Origin of the sequence: Flavobacterium mekongense, from assembly GCF_047038255.1 — a bacterium.
Classification (GTDB): Bacteria; Bacteroidota; Bacteroidia; order Flavobacteriales; family Flavobacteriaceae; genus Flavobacterium; species Flavobacterium mekongense.
In genome coordinates this window covers 2,821,831-2,841,582 of record NZ_CP174374.1, presented here as the reverse complement: position 1 = coordinate 2,841,582, position 19,752 = coordinate 2,821,831, and the positions used below count along the sequence as shown (strand labels likewise).

General features: G+C 40.7%; 9 protein-coding genes. 4 read left to right on the top strand and 5 right to left on the bottom strand.

What is annotated here, in order from left to right:
• Positions 1 to 23: 23 nt before the first annotated feature.
• Complete coding sequence (locus tag ACJG85_RS12355) at positions 24 to 608, bottom strand: ACP phosphodiesterase (RefSeq protein ID WP_412476541.1); 585 nt, start codon at positions 606 to 608, stop codon at positions 24 to 26.
• A 178-nt stretch (positions 609 to 786) separates the two neighbouring features.
• On the opposite strand from ACJG85_RS12355, the gene glmM reads away from it, so the two are divergent.
• Positions 787 to 2,175 (top strand): phosphoglucosamine mutase, encoded by a 1,389-nt coding sequence (gene glmM, locus ACJG85_RS12350; RefSeq protein ID WP_412476540.1) that lies wholly within the window; start codon positions 787 to 789, stop codon positions 2,173 to 2,175.
• Positions 2,176 to 2,242: 67 nt separating this feature from the next.
• Here glmM and ACJG85_RS12345 read toward each other — a convergent pair whose 3' ends face one another.
• From ACJG85_RS12345 to ACJG85_RS12330, 4 genes are all read right to left on the bottom strand, one after another.
• Positions 2,243 to 12,622 (bottom strand): T9SS type A sorting domain-containing protein, encoded by a 10,380-nt coding sequence (locus ACJG85_RS12345; RefSeq protein ID WP_412476539.1) that lies wholly within the window; start codon positions 12,620 to 12,622, stop codon positions 2,243 to 2,245.
• 34 nt (positions 12,623 to 12,656) lie between these two features.
• The gene (locus ACJG85_RS12340; protein ID WP_412476538.1) at positions 12,657 to 13,172 is read right to left on the bottom strand and encodes a hypothetical protein; all 516 of its coding nucleotides are present in this window, start codon (positions 13,170 to 13,172) and stop codon (positions 12,657 to 12,659) included.
• Positions 13,173 to 13,465: 293 nt separating this feature from the next.
• The gene (locus ACJG85_RS12335) at positions 13,466 to 14,584 is read right to left on the bottom strand and encodes a GTP cyclohydrolase (RefSeq protein WP_409678464.1); all 1,119 of its coding nucleotides are present in this window, start codon (positions 14,582 to 14,584) and stop codon (positions 13,466 to 13,468) included.
• Positions 14,584 to 15,561 (bottom strand): transporter, encoded by a 978-nt coding sequence (locus tag ACJG85_RS12330; RefSeq protein ID WP_412476537.1) that lies wholly within the window; start codon positions 15,559 to 15,561, stop codon positions 14,584 to 14,586. Before ACJG85_RS12330 ends, ACJG85_RS12335 begins: the two co-directional genes overlap by 1 nt.
• 117 nt (positions 15,562 to 15,678) lie before the next feature.
• On the opposite strand from ACJG85_RS12330, the gene ACJG85_RS12325 reads away from it, so the two are divergent.
• The 3 genes from ACJG85_RS12325 to ACJG85_RS12315 are packed head-to-tail and all read left to right on the top strand — an operon-like array spanning position 15,679 to position 19,747.
• Positions 15,679 to 15,930, top strand: coding sequence for a DUF4834 domain-containing protein (locus ACJG85_RS12325; protein WP_409678469.1), 252 nt, complete (start codon positions 15,679 to 15,681; stop codon positions 15,928 to 15,930).
• A 27-nt stretch (positions 15,931 to 15,957) separates the two neighbouring features.
• The gene (locus ACJG85_RS12320) at positions 15,958 to 18,459 is read left to right on the top strand and encodes a YfhO family protein (RefSeq protein WP_412476536.1); all 2,502 of its coding nucleotides are present in this window, start codon (positions 15,958 to 15,960) and stop codon (positions 18,457 to 18,459) included.
• Positions 18,452 to 19,747: a glycosyltransferase family 4 protein gene (locus tag ACJG85_RS12315; RefSeq protein ID WP_409678475.1), complete on the top strand. Its 1,296-nt coding sequence runs from the start codon at positions 18,452 to 18,454 to the stop codon at positions 19,745 to 19,747. The genes ACJG85_RS12320 and ACJG85_RS12315 overlap by 8 nt, the downstream gene beginning before the upstream one ends.
• Positions 19,748 to 19,752 lie beyond the last annotated feature (5 nt).

Sequence of the window (19,752 nt, the reverse complement as noted above, 5' to 3'; positions counted from 1 at the left end):
TTTGTCAATGGGAAAAAGCAAAGTTAAAGTTGGGATAGTCTTTCTTGACAATGGACGCGTAAAGCTTCGAAGAACAATTTGAATTCATTTTCAAATTCGGAATAAAATTGTTGAAGCTCGATAATCGATTCATGCATAGCTACTCTATTTTTTGTGCGGTGATCCATTTGAAACAGTATCGTTTTCAAGCCTTCAATTGAGGCATAACTCACCAACCAATTACGACCAATCATGTAAGGCAACATATTTTTGATGTTTTCGGTGAGAATATCGCGATGGTTTTTCAGCAAAGCATAGAAATTTTCTGCGTAGTCTTCAAGTTTTTCATTGTGATAGTCGCACCAATTTTTGGCTAAAAAATGGTCATAAAAAATGTCCATAATCACACCTGAGTAATGTCCGTATTTTTCGTGTAATCGGTGCTTGCTTTGTCGGTATATCGGGTGTGTATCAGTAAAACTGTCAATGGCTCGGTGCAATAATATTCCTTTTCTTATTTCGGCTGGGTATTCCTCGTACTTGTGCCCGCGAATACTATCGGCCATAAAGTTCCCGATTTTAAGCAAATCGTTGTCGCCGGAAAGATAGATGTGGGCTAGGAAATTCATGTTTGTTTTTTAGGCGCTGAGGTACTAAGTTTCTGAGAAACTAAGAATTGCTCTGTGTTCTTCTGTAAATATAGTAAAGTTTGTTTTTTAGTACAAGCTTTTGAAAACTTAGCACCTTAGCACCTTAGTACCTTAGTAACTTTTTTATATTTGTACTTCAAAATCAAAATAGCAAAAGATGACACTTATAAAATCTATCTCGGGTATTCGAGGGACTATTGGAGGGAAAGTTGGTGACAATTTAACACCGGTTGATGCCGTAAAATTTGCTTCAGCCTACGGAACGTTCCTGAAAAATAACATTCAAAAAGAAAAACTTAAAGTGGTAATTGGTCGCGATGCCCGAATCTCCGGTCCAATGATACATAATTTAGTAGTTAATACTTTAGTAGGATTAGGCATTGATGTAATCGATTTAGGGTTGTCTACTACGCCAACGGTTGAAGTAGCCGTTCCTTTGGAGGAGGCCGATGGTGGTATTATATTAACAGCATCTCACAATCCGAAACAATGGAATGCCTTGAAGTTACTAAACGCTCAGGGAGAGTTCTTAAGCGGTGCCGATGGTGCTAAAATTTTAGAAATTGCAGAGGCAGAAGCTTTTAATTTTTCTGATGTTGATAGTCTAGGCGAAGTTACGGCCAATGATGCTTACATGGATATTCACATTGATGAGGTTTTGAAATTGCCATTGGTAGATGCGGAAGCGGTAGCCAAAAGAAAATTCAAAGTGGTTGTTGATGGGGTAAACTCTTCCGGGGGTATCATCATCCCTAAGTTATTGGAACAAATGGGAGTAGAGTGCGTAAAATTATATTGCGAACCCAATGGGCATTTTCCACACAATCCCGAGCCTTTGAAAGAGCATTTGGGAGACATCTGTAAATTGGTAGTCGAAGAGAAAGCCGATTTCGGAATAGTTGTTGATCCTGATGTAGACCGATTGGCCTTTATTTCCAATGACGGTGAAATGTTTGGTGAAGAATATACTTTGGTAGCTTGTGCCGATTATGTATTGAGCAAAACTCCGGGCAATACCGTTTCCAACATGTCTTCTTCACGTGCATTGAGAGATATAACGCAAAAACACGGAGGTAGTTACCAAGCCAGTGCCGTTGGGGAAGTTAATGTAGTTGAAATGATGAAATCTACTAATGCCATTATTGGCGGAGAAGGAAATGGCGGGATTATTTATCCTGAGTTACATTATGGACGCGATAGTTTGGTAGGTGTGGCTTTGTTTTTAACGCATTTAGCGAATTTGGATATGAGTGTGGCCGAATTGAGAGCATCTTATCCTCAATATTACATGAGTAAAAATAAAATAGAACTGACGCCACAAATTGATGTAGATGTCATTTTAACCGCTATGACCAACAAATACAAGACCGAAAATATCTCTACTATTGATGGAGTAAAAATTGATTTTCCTACCGAATGGGTTCATTTGCGTAAATCGAATACCGAACCTATAATTCGTATTTACACGGAAGCGCCTTCACAAGAGGCGGCTGATTCTTTAGCTTTGAGAATCATTGATGAAATAAAATTGATTGCGGGTATTTAATTTTATTTTTTTGATATAAAAAAACCCTTTCCAATCGGAAAGGGTTTTTTATTGAACCTAATTTTAATTATCGTTTTACTACTTTGAGTGTTTTAACTTCATCTCCTTGAGTAACGATTACGTTGTAAACTCCACTAGGGTAACGATCACCAATTTGTAATTCTGATACTTCTAACGGACTTACTTCTCTGCGCTCTAATTGTTTTCCTGTCAAGTCAAATACTGACACTTCTACTTTTTCGTCGCTTGAAGTGGTCAAACTGATATTGAATACTTCAGAGAATGGGTTTGGATAAGCTTTAACGGTTAATCCTTTTACCATTTCTGATTTTTCATCAGTTGTTTTACAAGTAGTATAACAGTTTTGTGGTCTGGTTACAGTAAATGTAGCAGTAACACTGTCTTGGTTACAATTTCCTGAAATACTGTAAGTAACACAAACTGAGCCACCATAAATTAATCTTGGAGCTACTCTTGGACTACCACTGAATACAGCGGTATTTCCATTAGGACCACAACCCGGAGCTGGACATCCTGCGTTCAATGTTCTGAATTGAGACAACCAGTTAGCGAAGGCACAATCTAAAGCGTACTGACTTGTAAAATTACATCCGTTGTAAGTTACGCTTGAAGGTCCGGTCACGTCTACAGCAGCACCACTAGCTACAGTAAATCGTTTGGTACAAGATTGAGTTCCGCAACCACCAGGTGTAGTATATGTCCAAGTAACATCAACATAACCTCCACAAGCGGAAGGTGGATTAGCAGGAGCATTGTTAGTCAAAGTTCCTCCATAGCATCCGCCGCTTACAGTTGTTGAACACAAGAATGAAGACCAAGCAGCATTGATTTGTGCTTGAGTACTACAAGCCGGCATAGTAACATTACCTCCACATTTGAAAGTAACTGCAGGAGAAGAAGCAACTGTGAATCGTTTGGTTACCGACATAGTGTTAGAACTTCCACAACCACTTTGCGGACCACAACCGGAAACGTTGTATGTCCAAGTTACATCCACATAACCACCGCAAGATGAAGGTGGATTAGCAGGTGCATTGTTGGTCAATGTACCTCCACAACCTCCGGTAGCTGTTACTGAACATTTGAAGGCTGCCCATGCTGCATTAATTTGAGCTTGGGTACTGCAAGCAGCAACAGTTACATTATTAGCACCTGAGAATACAACCGGAGCCGGAGCTGTTACAGTGAAACGTTTAGTTACTGTTACAGCATTTGAGCTTCCACAGCCGCTTTGTTGACCACAACCGGAAACGTTGTATGTCCAAGTTACATCAACATAACCACCGCAAGATGAAGGTGGATTAACAGGAGCATTATTGGTCAATGTACCTCCACAACCACCTGTTGCTGTAACTGATGATTTAAACGCAGCCCAAGCAGCATTTACTTGAGATTGAGAACTACAAGCCGGAACAGTTACATTGTTAGCACCTGATAATACCACCGGCGATGGAGCACTTACTCTGAAACGTTTTGTAACAGTTACATAATTAGTACTTCCACAACCGCTTTGTTGTCCGCAAGAACTAGTAGTGTATTTCCAGGTCACATCTGCATAACCACCACAAATTGAAGGTGGATTAGCCGGAGCAATAACAGTTAATGTACCACCACAACCACCAGTTGCAGTAACTGACGATTTAAACGCAGCCCAAGCAGCATTTACTTCAGATTGAGTGCTACAAGCAGGAAGTGTTACATTGTTAGCTCCTGAGAAGACTACCGGAGATGGAGCACTTACTCTGAAGCGTTTTGTGATAGTTACATAATTGTAACTTCCACAGCCGCTTTGTTGTCCGCATGAACTTGTTGTATATTTCCAAGTCACATCTGCATAGCCACCACAGATTGAAGGCGGATAGGCAGGAGCATGAACGGTTAATACACCTCCACAACCACCTGTAGCTGTGACTGAAGATTTAAATGCAGCCCAAGCAGCATTTACTTCAGCTTGAGTACTACAAGCAGGAAGAGTTACATTGTTAGCTCCGGAGAATACTATTGGTGATGGAGAAGCTACAGTGAAACGTTTTGTAATAGTAACAAAGTTTGAATTTCCACAGCCACTTTGTTGTCCGCAAGAACTAGTAGTGTATTTCCAAGTCACATCTGCATAACCACCACAAATTGAAGGTGGATTAGCCGGAGCGATAACGGTTAATGTACCACCACAACCACCAGTTGCAGTAACTGACGATTTAAACGCGGCCCAAGCCGCATTTACTTGAGATTGAGTGCTACATGATGGGATAGTAATATCGTTTGCACCTGCAAATGCTACCGGAGCCGGAGCTTGAACAGTGAAACGTTTGGTAGAAGTCATAGTATTGTTGTTACCGCAACCGCTTTCTTGACCACAAGAGTCAACAGTATAAGTCCAAGTAACATCAACATAACCACCACAAATTGAAGGTGGGTTAGCAGGTGCATTGTTGGTTAATGTACCACCACAACCACCTGATGCAGTCGTTGAAGCTAAGAACGCATTCCAAGCTGAATTTACTTGAGATTGAGTACTACAAGCAGCAACAGTTACATTGTTACCACAGTTGAATACAACCGGAGCCGGAGCTTGAACAGTGAAACGTTTGGTACAAGTCATAGTATTGTTGTTACCACAACCGCTTTCTTGACCACAAGAGTCAACAGTATAAGTCCAAGTAACGTCAACATAACCACCACAAATTGAAGGTGGGTTAGCAGGTGCATTGTTGGTTAATGTACCACCACAACCACCTGATGCAGTTGTTGAAGCTAAGAAAGCATTCCAAGCTGAATTTACTTGAGATTGAGTACTACAAGCAGCAACAGTTACATTGTTACCACAGTTGAATACAACCGGAGCCGGAGTTTGAACAGTGAAACGTTTGGTGCAAGTCATAGTATTGTTGTTACCACAACCGCTTTCTTGACCACAAGAGTCAACAGTATAAGTCCAAGTAACGTCAACATAACCACCACAAATTGAAGGTGGGTTAGCAGGTGCATTGTTGGTTAATGTACCACCACAACCACCTGATGCAGTTGTTGAAGCTAAGAACGCATTCCAAGCTGAATTTACTTGAGATTGAGTACTACAAGCAGCAACAGTTACATTGTTACCACAGTTGAATACAACCGGAGCCGGAGCTTGAACAGTGAAACGTTTAGTACAAGTTACTGTATTATTGCTACTATTTTGACCAGAACAATTTAAATAGTCTCTATCAACTGTGCCATTGTCAAAGTTTTCATTAATAGCAGTAGCAGCTGCATTAATTTGAGACAATGAGTAAGCTGTTGAGCAACCTCCTATAACATCGTTAGCTATTTGCAAGAAATTTGAAACAGTCATTCCTGCAAATGTTCCGGAACTAATAGTTAATGAACCTAAACTTGTATTGCTTTGTGAGAAGTTAGGATCATAAGCATCAAATCCAGCAGATAATGTTAACGCAACTAGTTGACCTGATAAAACACCTCTACTGCTAGTAGGATTCACTGCACTTGAAGTAATTACAGATGAAGAACCTCCTGCCGGTAAGTAATTTTCAATAGCTGAGGAAGAAGTGAAAGTAAGTTTGTTATTTCCACATCCTACAACCAAACCATTAGGAAAAGCACCTGCAAAGTTAGCATCTCTGTAACATCCCGGATTATTTCCGTTACAAGAAGTTCCATATCCTCCCTGAGTGAATGTTTTAAATTCTCCTTCACAATCGCTTGATTGTCCACATTGATTATTAACACTGTATGTCCATGTTACATCAATATAACCGCCACAAGCAGATGGTGGATTAGAAGGTGCATTGTTAGTCAATACACCATTACATCCGCCATTAGCAGTTGTTGAAGCTAAGAACGCAGACCATGCTGAGTTAACTTCTTCTTGAGAACTACAAGCAGGTACAGACACATTATCTCCACAATTAAAAGTAATTTGAGAAGATGGTGTAATAGTAAATGTAGCGCTTGCACTGTCTTGAGAACAGTTGTCTGCGATACTATAAGTTAAGCTCACGCTACCACCTTCGCACAATCTAGGTGCTTGGAACTCACTGATGTTGAATTGAGCCGTAGCGTCACAACCATCATTGATAGTTTGGAACTGAGCTACCCAAGCAGCAAACGCATTGTCTACCGCCGCTTGATTAGCATAGTCACAAGCACTGGCAGTTACACTCTCAGGACCTTCCACATTAACAGGAGTAGAAGGAGTAATGGTAAATGTAGCGCTTGCACTGTCCTCAGAACAGTTATCAGCGATACTATAAGTTAAGCTCACGCTACCACCGTCGCACAATCTAGGTGCTTGGAACTCGCTGATGTTGAATTGACCTTGAACTTCTCCGTTTGAGCCAGAGGACAGACAACCATCATTGATAGTTTGGAACTGAGCTACCCAAGCAGCAAACGCTGTATCAACCGCCGCTTGATTGGCATAGTCACAAGCACTGGCAGTTACACTCTCAGGACCTTCCACATTAACAGGAGTAGAAGGAGTAATGGTAAATGTAGCGCTTGCACTGTCCTCAGAACAGTTATCAGCGATACTATAAGTTAAGCTCACGCTACCACCGTCGCACAATCTAGGTGCTTGGAACTCGCTGATGTTGAATTGAGCCGTAGCGTCACAACCATCATTGATAGTTTGGAACTGAGCTACCCAAGCAGCAAACGCAGTGTCTACCGCCGCTTGATTGGCATAGTCACAAGCACTGGCAGTTACACTCTCAGGACCTTCCACATTAACAGGAGTAGAAGGAGTAATGGTAAATGTAGCGCTTGCACTGTCCTCAGAACAGTTGTCAGCGATACTATAAGTTAAGCTCACGCTACCACCGTCGCACAATCTAGGTGCTTGGAACTCGCTGATGTTGAATTGAGCCGTAGCGTCACAACCATCATTGATAGTTTGGAACTGAGCTACCCAAGCAGCAAACGCAGTGTCTACCGCCGCTTGATTGGCATAGTCACAAGCACTGGCAGTTACACTCTCAGGACCTTCCACATTAACAGGAGTAGAAGGAGTAATGGTAAATGTAGCGCTTGCACTGTCCTCAGAACAGTTGTCAGCGATACTATAAGTTAAGCTCACGCTACCACCGTCGCACAATCTAGGTGCTTGGAACTCGCTGATGTTGAATTGAGCCGTAGCATCACAACCATCATTGATAGTTTGGAACTGAGCTACCCAAGCCGCAAACGCTGTATCAACCGCCGCTTGATTGGCATAGTCACAAGCACTGGCAGTTACACTCTCAGGACCTTCCACATTAACAGGAGTAGAAGGAGTAATGGTAAATGTAGCGCTTGCACTGTCCTCAGAACAGTTGTCAGCGATACTATAAGTTAAGCTCACGCTACCACCGTCGCACAATCTAGGTGCTTGGAATTCGCTGATGTTGAATTGAGCCGTAGCATCACAACCATCATTGATAGTTTGGAACTGAGCTACCCAAGCAGCAAACGCTGTATCAACCGCCGCTTGATTGGCATAGTCACAAGCACTGGCAGTTACACTCTCAGGACCTTCCACATTAACAGGAGTAGAAGGAGTAATGGTAAATGTAGCGCTTACACTGTCCTCAGAACAGTTGTCAGCGATACTATAAGTTAAGCTCACGCTACCACCGTCGCACAATCTAGGTGCTTGGAACTCGCTGATGTTGAATTGAGCCGTAGCATCACAACCATCATTGATAGTTTGGAACTGAGCTACCCAAGCCGCAAACGCTGTATCAACCGCCGCTTGATTGGCATAGTCACAAGCACTGGCAGTTACACTCTCAGGACCTTCCACATTAACAGGAGTAGAAGGAGTAATGGTAAATGTAGCGCTTGCACTGTCCTCAGAACAGTTGTCAGCGATACTATAAGTTAAGCTCACGCTACCACCGTCGCACAATCTAGGTGCTTGGAACTCGCTGATGTTGAATTGAGCCGTAGCGTCACAACCATCATTGATAGTTTGGAACTGAGCTACCCAAGCAGCAAACGCAGTGTCTACCGCCGCTTGATTGGCATAGTCACAAGCACTGGCAGTTACACTCTCAGGACCTTCCACATTAACAGGAGTAGAAGGAGTAATGGTAAATGTAGCGCTTGCACTGTCCTCAGAACAGTTATCAGCGATACTATAAGTTAAGCTCACGCTACCACCGTCGCACAATCTAGGTGCTTGGAACTCGCTGATGTTGAATTGAGCCGTAGCGTCACAACCATCATTGATAGTTTGGAACTGAGCTACCCAAGCAGCAAACGCAGTGTCTACCGCCGCTTGATTGGCATAGTCACAAGCACTGGCAGTTACACTCTCAGGACCTTCCACATTAACAGGAGTAGAAGGAGTAATGGTAAATGTAGCGCTTGCACTGTCCTCAGAACAGTTGTCAGCGATACTATAAGTTAAGCTCACGCTACCACCGTCGCACAATCTAGGTGCTTGGAACTCGCTGATGTTGAATTGAGCCGTAGCGTCACAACCATCATTGATAGTTTGGAACTGAGCTACCCAAGCAGCAAACGCAGTGTCTACCGCCGCTTGATTGGCATAGTCACAAGCACTGGCAGTTACACTCTCAGGACCTTCCACATTAACAGGAGTAGAAGGAGTAATGGTAAATGTAGCGCTTGCACTGTCCTCAGAACAGTTGTCAGCGATACTATAAGTTAAGCTCACGCTACCACCGTCGCACAATCTAGGTGCTTGGAACTCGCTGATGTTGAATTGAGCCGTAGCATCACAACCATCATTGATAGTTTGGAACTGAGCTACCCAAGCCGCAAACGCTGTATCAACCGCCGCTTGATTGGCATAGTCACAAGCACTGGCAGTTACACTCTCAGGACCTTCCACATTAACAGGAGTAGAAGGAGTAATGGTAAATGTAGCGCTTGCACTGTCCTCAGAACAGTTGTCAGCGATACTATAAGTTAAGCTCACGCTACCACCGTCGCACAATCTAGGTGCTTGGAACTCGCTGATGTTGAATTGAGCCGTAGCGTCACAACCATCATTGATAGTTTGGAACTGAGCTACCCAAGCAGCAAACGCAGTGTCTACCGCCGCTTGATTGGCATAGTCACAAGCACTGGCAGTTACACTCTCAGGACCTTCCACATTAACAGGAGTAGAAGGAGTAATGGTAAATGTAGCGCTTGCACTGTCCTCAGAACAGTTGTCAGCGATACTATAAGTTAAGCTCACGCTACCACCGTCGCACAATCTAGGTGCTTGGAACTCGCTGATGTTGAATTGAGCCGTAGCGTCACAACCATCATTGATAGTTTGGAACTGAGCTACCCAAGCAGCAAACGCAGTGTCTACCGCCGCTTGATTGGCATAGTCACAAGCACTGGCAGTTACACTCTCAGGACCTTCCACATTAACAGGAGTAGAAGGAGTAATGGTAAATGTAGCGCTTGCACTGTCCTCAGAACAGTTGTCAGCGATACTATAAGTTAAGCTCACGCTACCACCGTCGCACAATCTAGGTGCTTGGAACTCGCTGATGTTGAATTGAGCCGTAGCGTCACAACCATCATTGATAGTTTGGAACTGAGCTACCCAAGCAGCAAACGCTGTATCAACCGCCGCTTGATTGGCATAGTCACAAGCACTGGCAGTTACACTCTCAGGACCTTCTACATTAACAGGAGTAGAAGGAGTAATGGTAAATGTAGCGCTTGCACTGTCCTCAGAACAGTTATCAGCGATACTATAAGTTAAGCTCACGCTACCACCGTCGCACAATCTAGGTGCTTGGAACTCGCTGATGTTGAATTGAGCCGTAGCGTCACAACCATCATTGATAGTTTGGAACTGAGCTACCCAAGCAGCAAACGCAGTGTCTACCGCCGCTTGATTGGCATAGTCACAAGCACTGGCAGTTACACTCTCAGGACCTTCCACATTAACAGGAGTAGAAGGAGTAATGGTAAATGTAGCGCTTGCACTGTCCTCAGAACAGTTATCAGCGATACTATAAGTTAAGCTCACGCTACCACCGTCGCACAATCTAGGTGCTTGGAACTCGCTGATGTTGAATTGAGCCGTAGCGTCACAACCATCATTGATAGTTTGGAACTGAGCTACCCAAGCAGCAAACGCAGTGTCTACCGCCGCTTGATTGGCATAGTCACAAGCACTGGCAGTTACACTCTCAGGACCTTCCACATTAACAGGAGTAGAAGGAGTAATGGTAAATGTAGCGCTTGCACTGTCCTCAGAACAGTTGTCAGCGATACTATAAGTTAAGCTCACGCTACCACCGTCGCACAATCTAGGTGCTTGGAACTCGCTGATGTTGAATTGAGCCGTAGCGTCACAACCATCATTGATAGTTTGGAACTGAGCTACCCAAGCAGCAAACGCAGTGTCTACCGCCGCTTGATTGGCATAGTCACAAGCACTGGCAGTTACACTCTCAGGACCTTCCACATTAACAGGAGTAGAAGGAGTAATGGTAAATGTAGCGCTTGCACTGTCCTCAGAACAGTTATCAGCGATACTATAAGTTAAGCTCACGCTACCACCGTCGCACAATCTAGGTGCTTGGAACTCGCTGATGTTGAATTGAGCCGTAGCGTCACAACCATCATTGATAGTTTGGAACTGAGCTACCCAAGCAGCAAACGCAGTGTCTACCGCCGCTTGATTGGCATAGTCACAAGCACTGGCAGTTACACTCTCAGGACCTTCCACATTAACAGGAGTAGAAGGAGTAATGGTAAATGTAGCGCTTGCACTGTCCTCAGAACAGTTGTCAGCGATACTATAAGTTAAGCTCACGCTACCACCGTCGCACAATCTAGGTGCTTGGAACTCGCTGATGTTGAATTGAGCCGTAGCGTCACAACCATCATTGATAGTTTGGAACTGAGCTACCCAAGCAGCAAACGCAGTGTCTACCGCCGCTTGATTGGCATAGTCACAAGCACTGGCAGTTACACTCTCAGGACCTTCCACATTAACAGGAGTAGAAGGAGTAATGGTAAATGTAGCGCTTGCACTGTCCTCAGAACAGTTGTCAGCGATACTATAAGTTAAGCTCACGCTACCACCGTCGCACAATCTAGGTGCTTGGAACTCGCTGATGTTGAATTGAGCCGTAGCGTCACAACCATCATTGATAGTTTGGAACTGAGCTACCCAAGCAGCAAACGCTGTATCAACCGCCGCTTGATTGGCATAGTCACAAGCACTGGCAGTTACACTCTCAGGACCTTCCACATTAACAGGAGTAAAAGGTGTTACAGTAAATGTTCTTGTACAAGATTGAGGTTGCCCACAATCATCAGTAACCGTCCAAGTCACTTGAACGCTATTTCCGTTACCGGAAGCACAAGTTGATGGAGCTGTTGGAGATGCAGGAAGAGTTGCTAAAACCGGGTTTGTACCTCCAGTATAGCTGAATGATTCTAACCAAGCAGCAAATGAGGCATTGATTTCCTCCTGTGTTTTACATGAAGTCTCAGTTTTATTTTCAGGACAATTTAAAACAACAGGATTTAAAGGTGGTTGGGTAATAGTAACCTCAGTTTGTTTAGAACATCCATTATTGTCTACAACAGTAACAGTATAATTTCCTGCAGGAATATTTTGGAATTCAACTGAAGGATTAGATTGAGGTCCGATAACGATATTACCGGGTTGTAGTGTAAAAGTGTATTTAGATGAACCACTTGAAGTAGCGTCAACAAATAAGTTGGTTGTACCACCGTAACAAGTTATGGGATTGAAATAAGCTTCTAAACCTAAATCGATTATCGTTATGGATTTACTACAAGTACATTCTCCACCATCGTTTAAGACGTTTAATTGGTAAAGAATTTGACCACCGGAAGTACCCGGATTGATTATAGTAGTTTGTGTTCCTAAATCATTTACAGGATCATATATGAAAGGACCTGTTGAAACGATAGAAGCACCGGTAGTGTTTTGAGGACCTGCCGGGAAACTGTAATTTAATGTTGGTTCTCCTGTACTAAATTGTACAGTAGTTGTAATGGCAATGTTGCCATCGGCTAAACAGGCTTTTAATATACCTGATAAGTTACAGGATGGTGCCGGAAAAAAAGTGAATCCGGATTTTTGTCCAAATCCCGATGGATTAGTAACCCTTACTGATCCGGTAGAGCCAGCACCTACTACAGCCGAAATGGTATTGTCATTTACAACCGTAAATGAAGCAGCCGGAGTCAGACCGAATGAAACGGCAGTGGTACCGGTAAAATTGGTACCAATAATCGTTACAACTTGACCCTGAGCCCCTGAGGCCGGGAAAAAGGAGGATACTGTTGGAGTAGCTGCGTAAATGGCATTTGTAAACAAAATAGCCATAAACAGCACAAAAGTAGTTAAGTTGCTTTTCCAACCTTTATTTCTAGATTGGAAACAACAACCATCCTCTTTCAAGCTATTGTTGCGTAAATTTAAATTCATAATTGAATATTTTTATTTATTGTTTAGGATTTGATCAACCTTTATAGACTGATACAGATTGTGTACAGGTACAACTCTCGTTTCGGCCATCGGCACTAACGTTAGTAACAGTCAGTTGAATAGTAAAACTTCCAACATTTTCTCCGGGATCAACACTCATTGTTTTGACACCATTTCTGGAAACCAATTTGGCTTCCGTGTTGTTCGTTTTAAAACTCCAATTGTAGATAGTGTTGGGTTTGTCATTGATGACTTCCGCACTAAACTTGAGAGGGTTCTTCAGGACCTTACCCAGATGAGGCTTTGCTTTTAAAGGTCCGGACAAATTACAAGCGGGCGCTTGTGCAAACAAAAAGTTGGTGAAGAGGAACACAAACAACAATAAAAGAATATTCAGCATACCCTTTTTCTTGGTTCGTCCGATCTTCTCAGAATCCGACAAAGTGGAAAAATATCTTTCTCCACTAAAGTCCATCTTAAAACCATTTTCTTTTTTAATCAAGACATAGTCTCGATCAGAAGAGAGATTCAGTAATGTACTTTTTTTCATAATGTTTAGTATTTTTTAGATAATACCACATCATGAATAGGTTTAATTTGGTAGTTTTTTAATTACAAAAATTTAAATAAAAAACAAGAAGCCTAATATTTAAAATTCTAATAATTAATAGTGTAGATTTATTTGGTTTGATAAAATTATGCAGATTTGGCTATAAATGTTAAAAATGTCATAACTTTTCTATGAACAACACTTTTTATCCGATGACTTGCATTTTTGAGCAGATTAATGGTTTTTCAAATTTCATCTAAATAAAAAATCCCTTTTTTACAAAGGGATTAAAATTATAAGTCAATGCGGTAAGTTCTTCTTCTTCTGAAAGTGACAGGATCAAAATGTTTCCAGAGATTGTGAATGGCATGATTGTCTTCCAATTCCGGGGTTCTGATGCAATTTTGTATGCCTTTTGCTTTAAAGGTTTTATAGTACTCGTTAAATATTATAGCCGTAACCCCTTTACTTTGGTACTCGGGATCAACTCCAATTAAGTAGAAAAGTACCTCTTTGCTCTCTTTCTTTGCTTTTAATAGGTGGTAAAATCCAAAAGGGAAAAGTTTGCCGTTGGCTTTTTTTAAGGCTTCTGAAAAGCTGGGCATCACTATGCTGAAGGCAACAATTTTATTGTTTTTGTCAACTATAAATTTGATGTATTCGGGATTGATAAAGCTGATGTATTTCTTTTTGAAATATTCTTTTTGGACATCGGTAATGGCTACAAAAGAAGAAAGATTAGCATAACTGGTGTTGAATAAGTCGAACATTTCATCTACATAAGGCATGATGTCTTTAGTATTGTTGAAGTTCACCGCTTTTAGTTCGTAGCGCTTTTTAATTAATTCTTGAGCTTTTAAGAAAAATTCAGGTTTAACATTGGAAAAGGGAAACTTATTCTCCAAATACTCTTTCTCTTTAATATAACCCAGTTGTTCCAAATGCTCTTTGTAGTAGGGATAATTATACCAAGTAATCATAGAACCAAGCTCGTCGAAGCCTTCCGTAAGGACACCAACTTTATCTAAATTTGAAAAACCCATTGGGCCTTCCACATATTCTAATTGGTTTTTTCTGCCTAATTCGTATACTTTTTCCAATAAGGCTTTGGTAACTTCAATATCGTCAATAACATCCCACCAGCCAAATCGAACTTTCTTTTTTTGTTGTTGGTTGACTTCATCCCAATTGATAATAGCTGCAATTCGACCTACTATTTTGTTGTTTTTATAGGCCAAATAAAAATAAGCTTCTGCCGAGGTAAAAGCGGGATTCTTATTTTTGTCAAAGGTTTCTAACTCGTCGCTTATCAAAGGCGGAACCCAATAAGGATGATTTTGATACAGTGAAAACGGAAATTTAACGTAGTCTTTAAGTAGCGCTTTGGTATTGACTTCTTTAATGGTAATCATTATGGTGCTTTTTCTAATTCAACTTCGTCTTTGCGTTTTTTTCCTTTATCTCTTTTCGATTTTTTGTCTTTTTTCTTGTCGTCTTTTTTCTCGTTTTTAATGCGGGTATAATTGGTTTCGTAGTTGCTGTCAAATCGCCAAGACAAACCAACGCCTCCATATAAGATGGCAGGTGTGTCCTTGATGTTTTTGGCAATGGAAGCGTCCAGTTGTATATTCTCTCTAACCAAATAAGCTGCTCCGAAGCGGAATACGTTATCGGCATAAAAATCACTCTTGTAACCTTGCATTTCTACAAATCCCGACCATCGCATGTTGAAACCTCGGGTTAAAGTGGCTATAACCCCTAAACTGGGATAATCAGTCATGTATTTGTCGGCAATAATATTGGTTACAAAAACCCATTTGGTACCAAATTGATTTTGGGTAATCAACATCAATTTCGGACTGATGGTCGGATCGCTTTCAAATGAAAAAGGATTGGTACCTAAATTCAAATTGAATCCGGCATAAACGGCAACTGCCGGTATGAATTGCTTCCAGCTGAATTTGTGATTGGCTTTCCAACTGTAAACATTAGGTTTGTCGTCTTTCAGTTTTAAAAACGGATCAAACACCAAATATTTAGCTCCGAAAGTTACTTGTTTAAACCCGCCTCGAGTGTCATTTACCAATGGTGCTTTGTACCAATCATATTGGTATTGTGTTTCTAAATTAAACTCGAATTGATCAAAAAAGACACCATATCTTACACTCAATTCCGATCCAAATCCATTGGCTTCATACCGCAATAAATCGTGTTTTTCACGAATACCATATATACCGCCTTCGGCTTGTATTACTGTTTTGCCAACGGAGAAAGCCGACATGGATTTTCCGGGTCTGTTGGAATTAATCAAATCAGTGTACTGTGCAAAAGCTGTTGTTGACAGTAATGAGAATAACAGCACTTTTAAGATTTTTATTTTGGGTATCATACCGGTTTTCATTTGAATAGTGTTATCCAAAAGTAATACAATTTATCATTTATTTAAGAGGATGAAGCGAATTTTGCAAACGGGAATTTAGTATTTTTGACAAAAATTATTTACTGTATGGACACGGCTTCTTTTAGCGGATTGGTAAAAACACTATTTTATATTTTGGCTTTCTACTATATTTTTAAGTTCCTGGCGCGATTATTTTTGCCGGTCGTAGCTAAAAAAGTAGTTGAAAAAGCAACCCGGCAATTTCAAGAACAACAACAGCAATACCAACAGCAACAACAAGCTCAGGCTCAAAAAAATGAAAAGCCCAGAGAAAAGAAAATCGTTGGTGAGTACATCGATTTCGAAGAAATTAAGTAATTTCACTTGAAAACCTAACCCAAAAACATGAAACAACTCCAAAAGTTTTATCCTCATTTTTTAGCCATTTTTGGTTTTATCCTTATTGCTCTAATTTATTTTTATCCCGTATTGCAAGGCAAGAAAATTTACCAATCCGATATAGTACAATACACCGGAATGGCAAAAGAACAAAATGATTTCAGAGCCGAATTTGATGCGGAACCTTATTGGACAAATGCCGCTTTTGGAGGGATGCCAACCTATCAGTTAGGGGCTAATTATCCTAACGATTTTATCGGAAAATTAGATGATGCGTTGCGATTTTTACCACGTCCGGCCGACTATTTGTTTTTGTATTTCATAGGGTTTTACGGACTGCTCTTAGTATTTAGAGTTGATCCGCTCAAAGCTTTTTTTGGTGCTTTAGCCTTTGGTTTTTCGACTTATTTAATTGTCATTCTCGGGGTTGGTCATAATGCCAAAGCCCATGCCATAGCTTATATGCCGTTAGTAATAGCCGGATTTATATTGGTCTTTAAAAGAAAATACCTTCATGGCGGGTTGCTCACTATGTTGGCTGTTGCCTTGGAAATCAATGCCAATCACTTTCAAATGACGTATTACTTGCTGATTTTGTTATTGGTTTTGACCGTGTATTTTGTTTACAAATTGATTCAAGAGCATGAACTCAAGTCGATTCCCAAAATAGCCGGTACCTTTTTAGTAGCAGTGCTTTTGGCTGTAGGGGTAAATGCCTCGGGTTTGATGGCTACCAAAGAGTATTCAGACTTTAGTATGCGTGGCAAAAGCGAATTGACTTTTAATCCGAATGGCTCTAAAAATACAGAAACCGCCTCTATGTCTAAAAGCTATATCACCGAATACAGTTATGGGATAGGAGAGAGTTTGAATTTAATAGCTCCAAGATTATATGGTGGCGGAAATAGTGAAAAGTTAGGAACCGATTCACATGTTTACAATTATATGTTGTCTTACGGTGCCAACGAAACCGAAGCTAAAACCTTTACTGAAAATTATGCGCCAACCTATTGGGGAGATCAGCCTATAGTAGCAGCGCCGGCTTATATCGGAGCGATTGTTTTTTTCTTGTGTGTTTTGGCTTTGTTTCATGATAAAAGGAAAATTAAATATGCTTTTTTAGCCGGAGCCATAATCTCATTGTTGTTGTCTTGGGGTAAAAATTTCTCCTTACTAACAGATTTCTTTATTGATTATGTGCCTTTGTACGATAAGTTCAGAGCGGTTTCATCCATACAAGTTCTTTTAGAATTGTGTATTCCGGTTTTGGCAGTTATGGGATTGCAATCGTTTTTTAATGATATCGAGAATCAAAAGAAATCATTGCTGTATACTGCTGCTACAACTTTGGGATTGGTTGTGCTGATTTTTGTATTCAAGGGTGCTTTCTCTTTTTCAGGGTCTTTAGATGCTCAAATTGCGGGTATGCTGAATCAAGGGGATGACAAAACATTCGGACAAGGATTTATCGAGGCTTTAAAAGAAGATCGTATGGATTTATTCCAATCCGACTTGTTGCGTTCCGGATTTTTTATGGCGGTTACTTTCGGGGTCTTATGGTTTTATCTGAAAGGTAAATTGGTTCAATCTACAGCCGTAGTTGTAATCGGACTTTTTATGGTAGGCGATTTGTTCTTTATTGATAAAAATTATGTGAGCAACGACGGAGAACAATTCCGCAGCGCCCGAGAAATAGATCAACCTTTCGAGCCTACAGAAGCAGATAACCAAATTCTAAAAGACAATTCGGTTTTCAGAGTATATGAAGTTCAAGGCAGATTACAAGCAAGAACGTCTTATTTCCATAAGTCGGTTGGTGGTTATAGTGCCGTTCGTCCGAGACGATACGAGCAGTTATTCGATTATCATATCGACCAACAATTGAATGATTTGGGTAAGATTATTGATCCGCAAACCATGACTTTAAAAAAGAGCATTCCCATTATGAATGCGTTAAATATCAAATACTTATTGTTGCAAACGAATGACGGCGAAAGTGTTGCAATAACTAATCCTTTTATTAATGGTAACGCATGGTTTGTATCCGATTTAAAAACAGTGAATTCTGCCGATGAGGAAATGAAACTTTTAGGTAAAATCGACACCAAGAATACTGCTACTGTCAGTAAAATTGAAGAGTCGAAAACAACCTTACCATCTAACTTTATAAAAGACAGTTTGGCGACCATAACCTTAGAAGAGCATTTGCCTAATACCATTAAATATACTTCCAATAATACCAATGATGGTTTTGCGGTTTTCTCAGAAAACTTCTATAATGGTTGGAAAGCCACTATAGACGGTAAAGAGGCTGAGATTCATCGAGTAGATTATGTGTTGCGCGGTTTGGCCATTCCAAAAGGAAAACATACCATTGAGTTTACCTTTGAACCTCAAGTGGTAAAAACGGGTAGTACAATTGCTTTAGTCAGTTCAATCTTGATGATTTTGGCCATCGCAGGTGTCGTGTATTTTGAACAAAAAGACAAGAAAAAACAGAATGTCTGACTCCAAGAAATTACTCATCATAACTTATTATTGGCCACCGGCCGGTGGTCCGGGAGTACAACGTTGGTTAAAGTTTGTCAAGTATTTGCCCGATTTTAATGTTCAGCCAATTGTTTATGTTCCTGAGAATCCGACCTATCCGATAATAGATAATGGTCTGGAAAGTGAAGTTTCGGAGAGGGCAATTATTTTAAAAAATAAAATCTTTGAACCCTATGGTTTGGCTTCTTTTTTAGGCAAAAGCAAAACCAAAAAAATAAGTTCCGGAATCATTCCAAACCAAAAAAAACAATCTTTCTTAGAGAAAACACTGCTTTGGGTGCGCGGGAACATTTTTATACCGGATGCCCGATTTTTGTGGGTAAAACCATCGGTGAAATTTCTAAAGAGATACATTGAAGAGAACGGTATTGATACTATAGTAACATCCGGTCCGCCGCACAGCTTGCATTTAATTGGTTTGCAATTAAAGCAAGATTTGGGTGTTACTTGGTTGGCCGATTTCAGAGATCCGTGGACTACCATTGGATATCACAAAGCCTTAAAATTGTCTTCTTACGCTGAAAAAAAGCACAAAGCTTTGGAGAAAGAAGTATTGACTTCAGCAGATACTATTATCGTAACCAGTAAAACAACTAAAACCGAGTTTGAAGCCATAACTTCTCGACCGATAGCGGTAATTACCAATGGTTACGACGTGGAAAAAGTGACCAAACAACCGTTGGATGAAAAATTTACTTTGGCACATATAGGTTCTTTTTTATCAGAGCGTAATCCCAGAATATTGTGGAAAGTTTTAAAAGAATTGACACAAGAACACAAAGATTTTTCAGCAGATTTTCAGTTGAAGCTGATCGGAGCTGTGAGCCAGGAAGTTTTAGATACAATAGCTGAATTCAAGCTTCAGGATTTTGTGCTGAATTTAGGTTATGTATCACACCAAGAAGCGGTAGCGCATCAAAGAAAGTCTCAGGTTTTATTACTAATCGAAATTGATTCAGAAGATACCAAAAGTATTATTCCCGGAAAAGTTTTTGAATATATGGTTTCAGAAAGGCCTATAGTAGCCATTGGTCCGCAAGATTCTGATTTTGCTGAAATTATCACTTCAACCAATACCGGCGTTTTCTTTACTTATGACGAGAAAGAAAAGTTAAAAACCTTACTTTTGAAACATTACCAAGACTATAAATTGAATAACTTGAAAGTTCATGCTGTTGGGTTGCAACACTATTCCCGAAAGAATTTAACCCAACAACTTGTTCAACTCTTAACCAGTAATTCCTAACTATT

Coding starts and splice junctions, on each gene's coding strand:
- ACJG85_RS12355 (WP_412476541.1), bottom strand. CDS start 608: ATGAATTTCCTAGCCCACATCTATCTTTCCGGCGACAACGATTTGCTT.
- glmM (WP_412476540.1), top strand. CDS start 787: ATGACACTTATAAAATCTATCTCGGGTATTCGAGGGACTATTGGAGGG.
- ACJG85_RS12345 (WP_412476539.1), bottom strand. CDS start 12,622: ATGAATTTAAATTTACGCAACAATAGCTTGAAAGAGGATGGTTGTTGT.
- ACJG85_RS12340 (WP_412476538.1), bottom strand. CDS start 13,172: ATGAAAAAAAGTACATTACTGAATCTCTCTTCTGATCGAGACTATGTC.
- ACJG85_RS12335 (WP_409678464.1), bottom strand. CDS start 14,584: ATGATTACCATTAAAGAAGTCAATACCAAAGCGCTACTTAAAGACTAC.
- ACJG85_RS12330 (WP_412476537.1), bottom strand. CDS start 15,561: ATGATACCCAAAATAAAAATCTTAAAAGTGCTGTTATTCTCATTACTG.
- ACJG85_RS12325 (WP_409678469.1), top strand. CDS start 15,679: ATGGACACGGCTTCTTTTAGCGGATTGGTAAAAACACTATTTTATATT.
- ACJG85_RS12320 (WP_412476536.1), top strand. CDS start 15,958: ATGAAACAACTCCAAAAGTTTTATCCTCATTTTTTAGCCATTTTTGGT.
- ACJG85_RS12315 (WP_409678475.1), top strand. CDS start 18,452: ATGTCTGACTCCAAGAAATTACTCATCATAACTTATTATTGGCCACCG.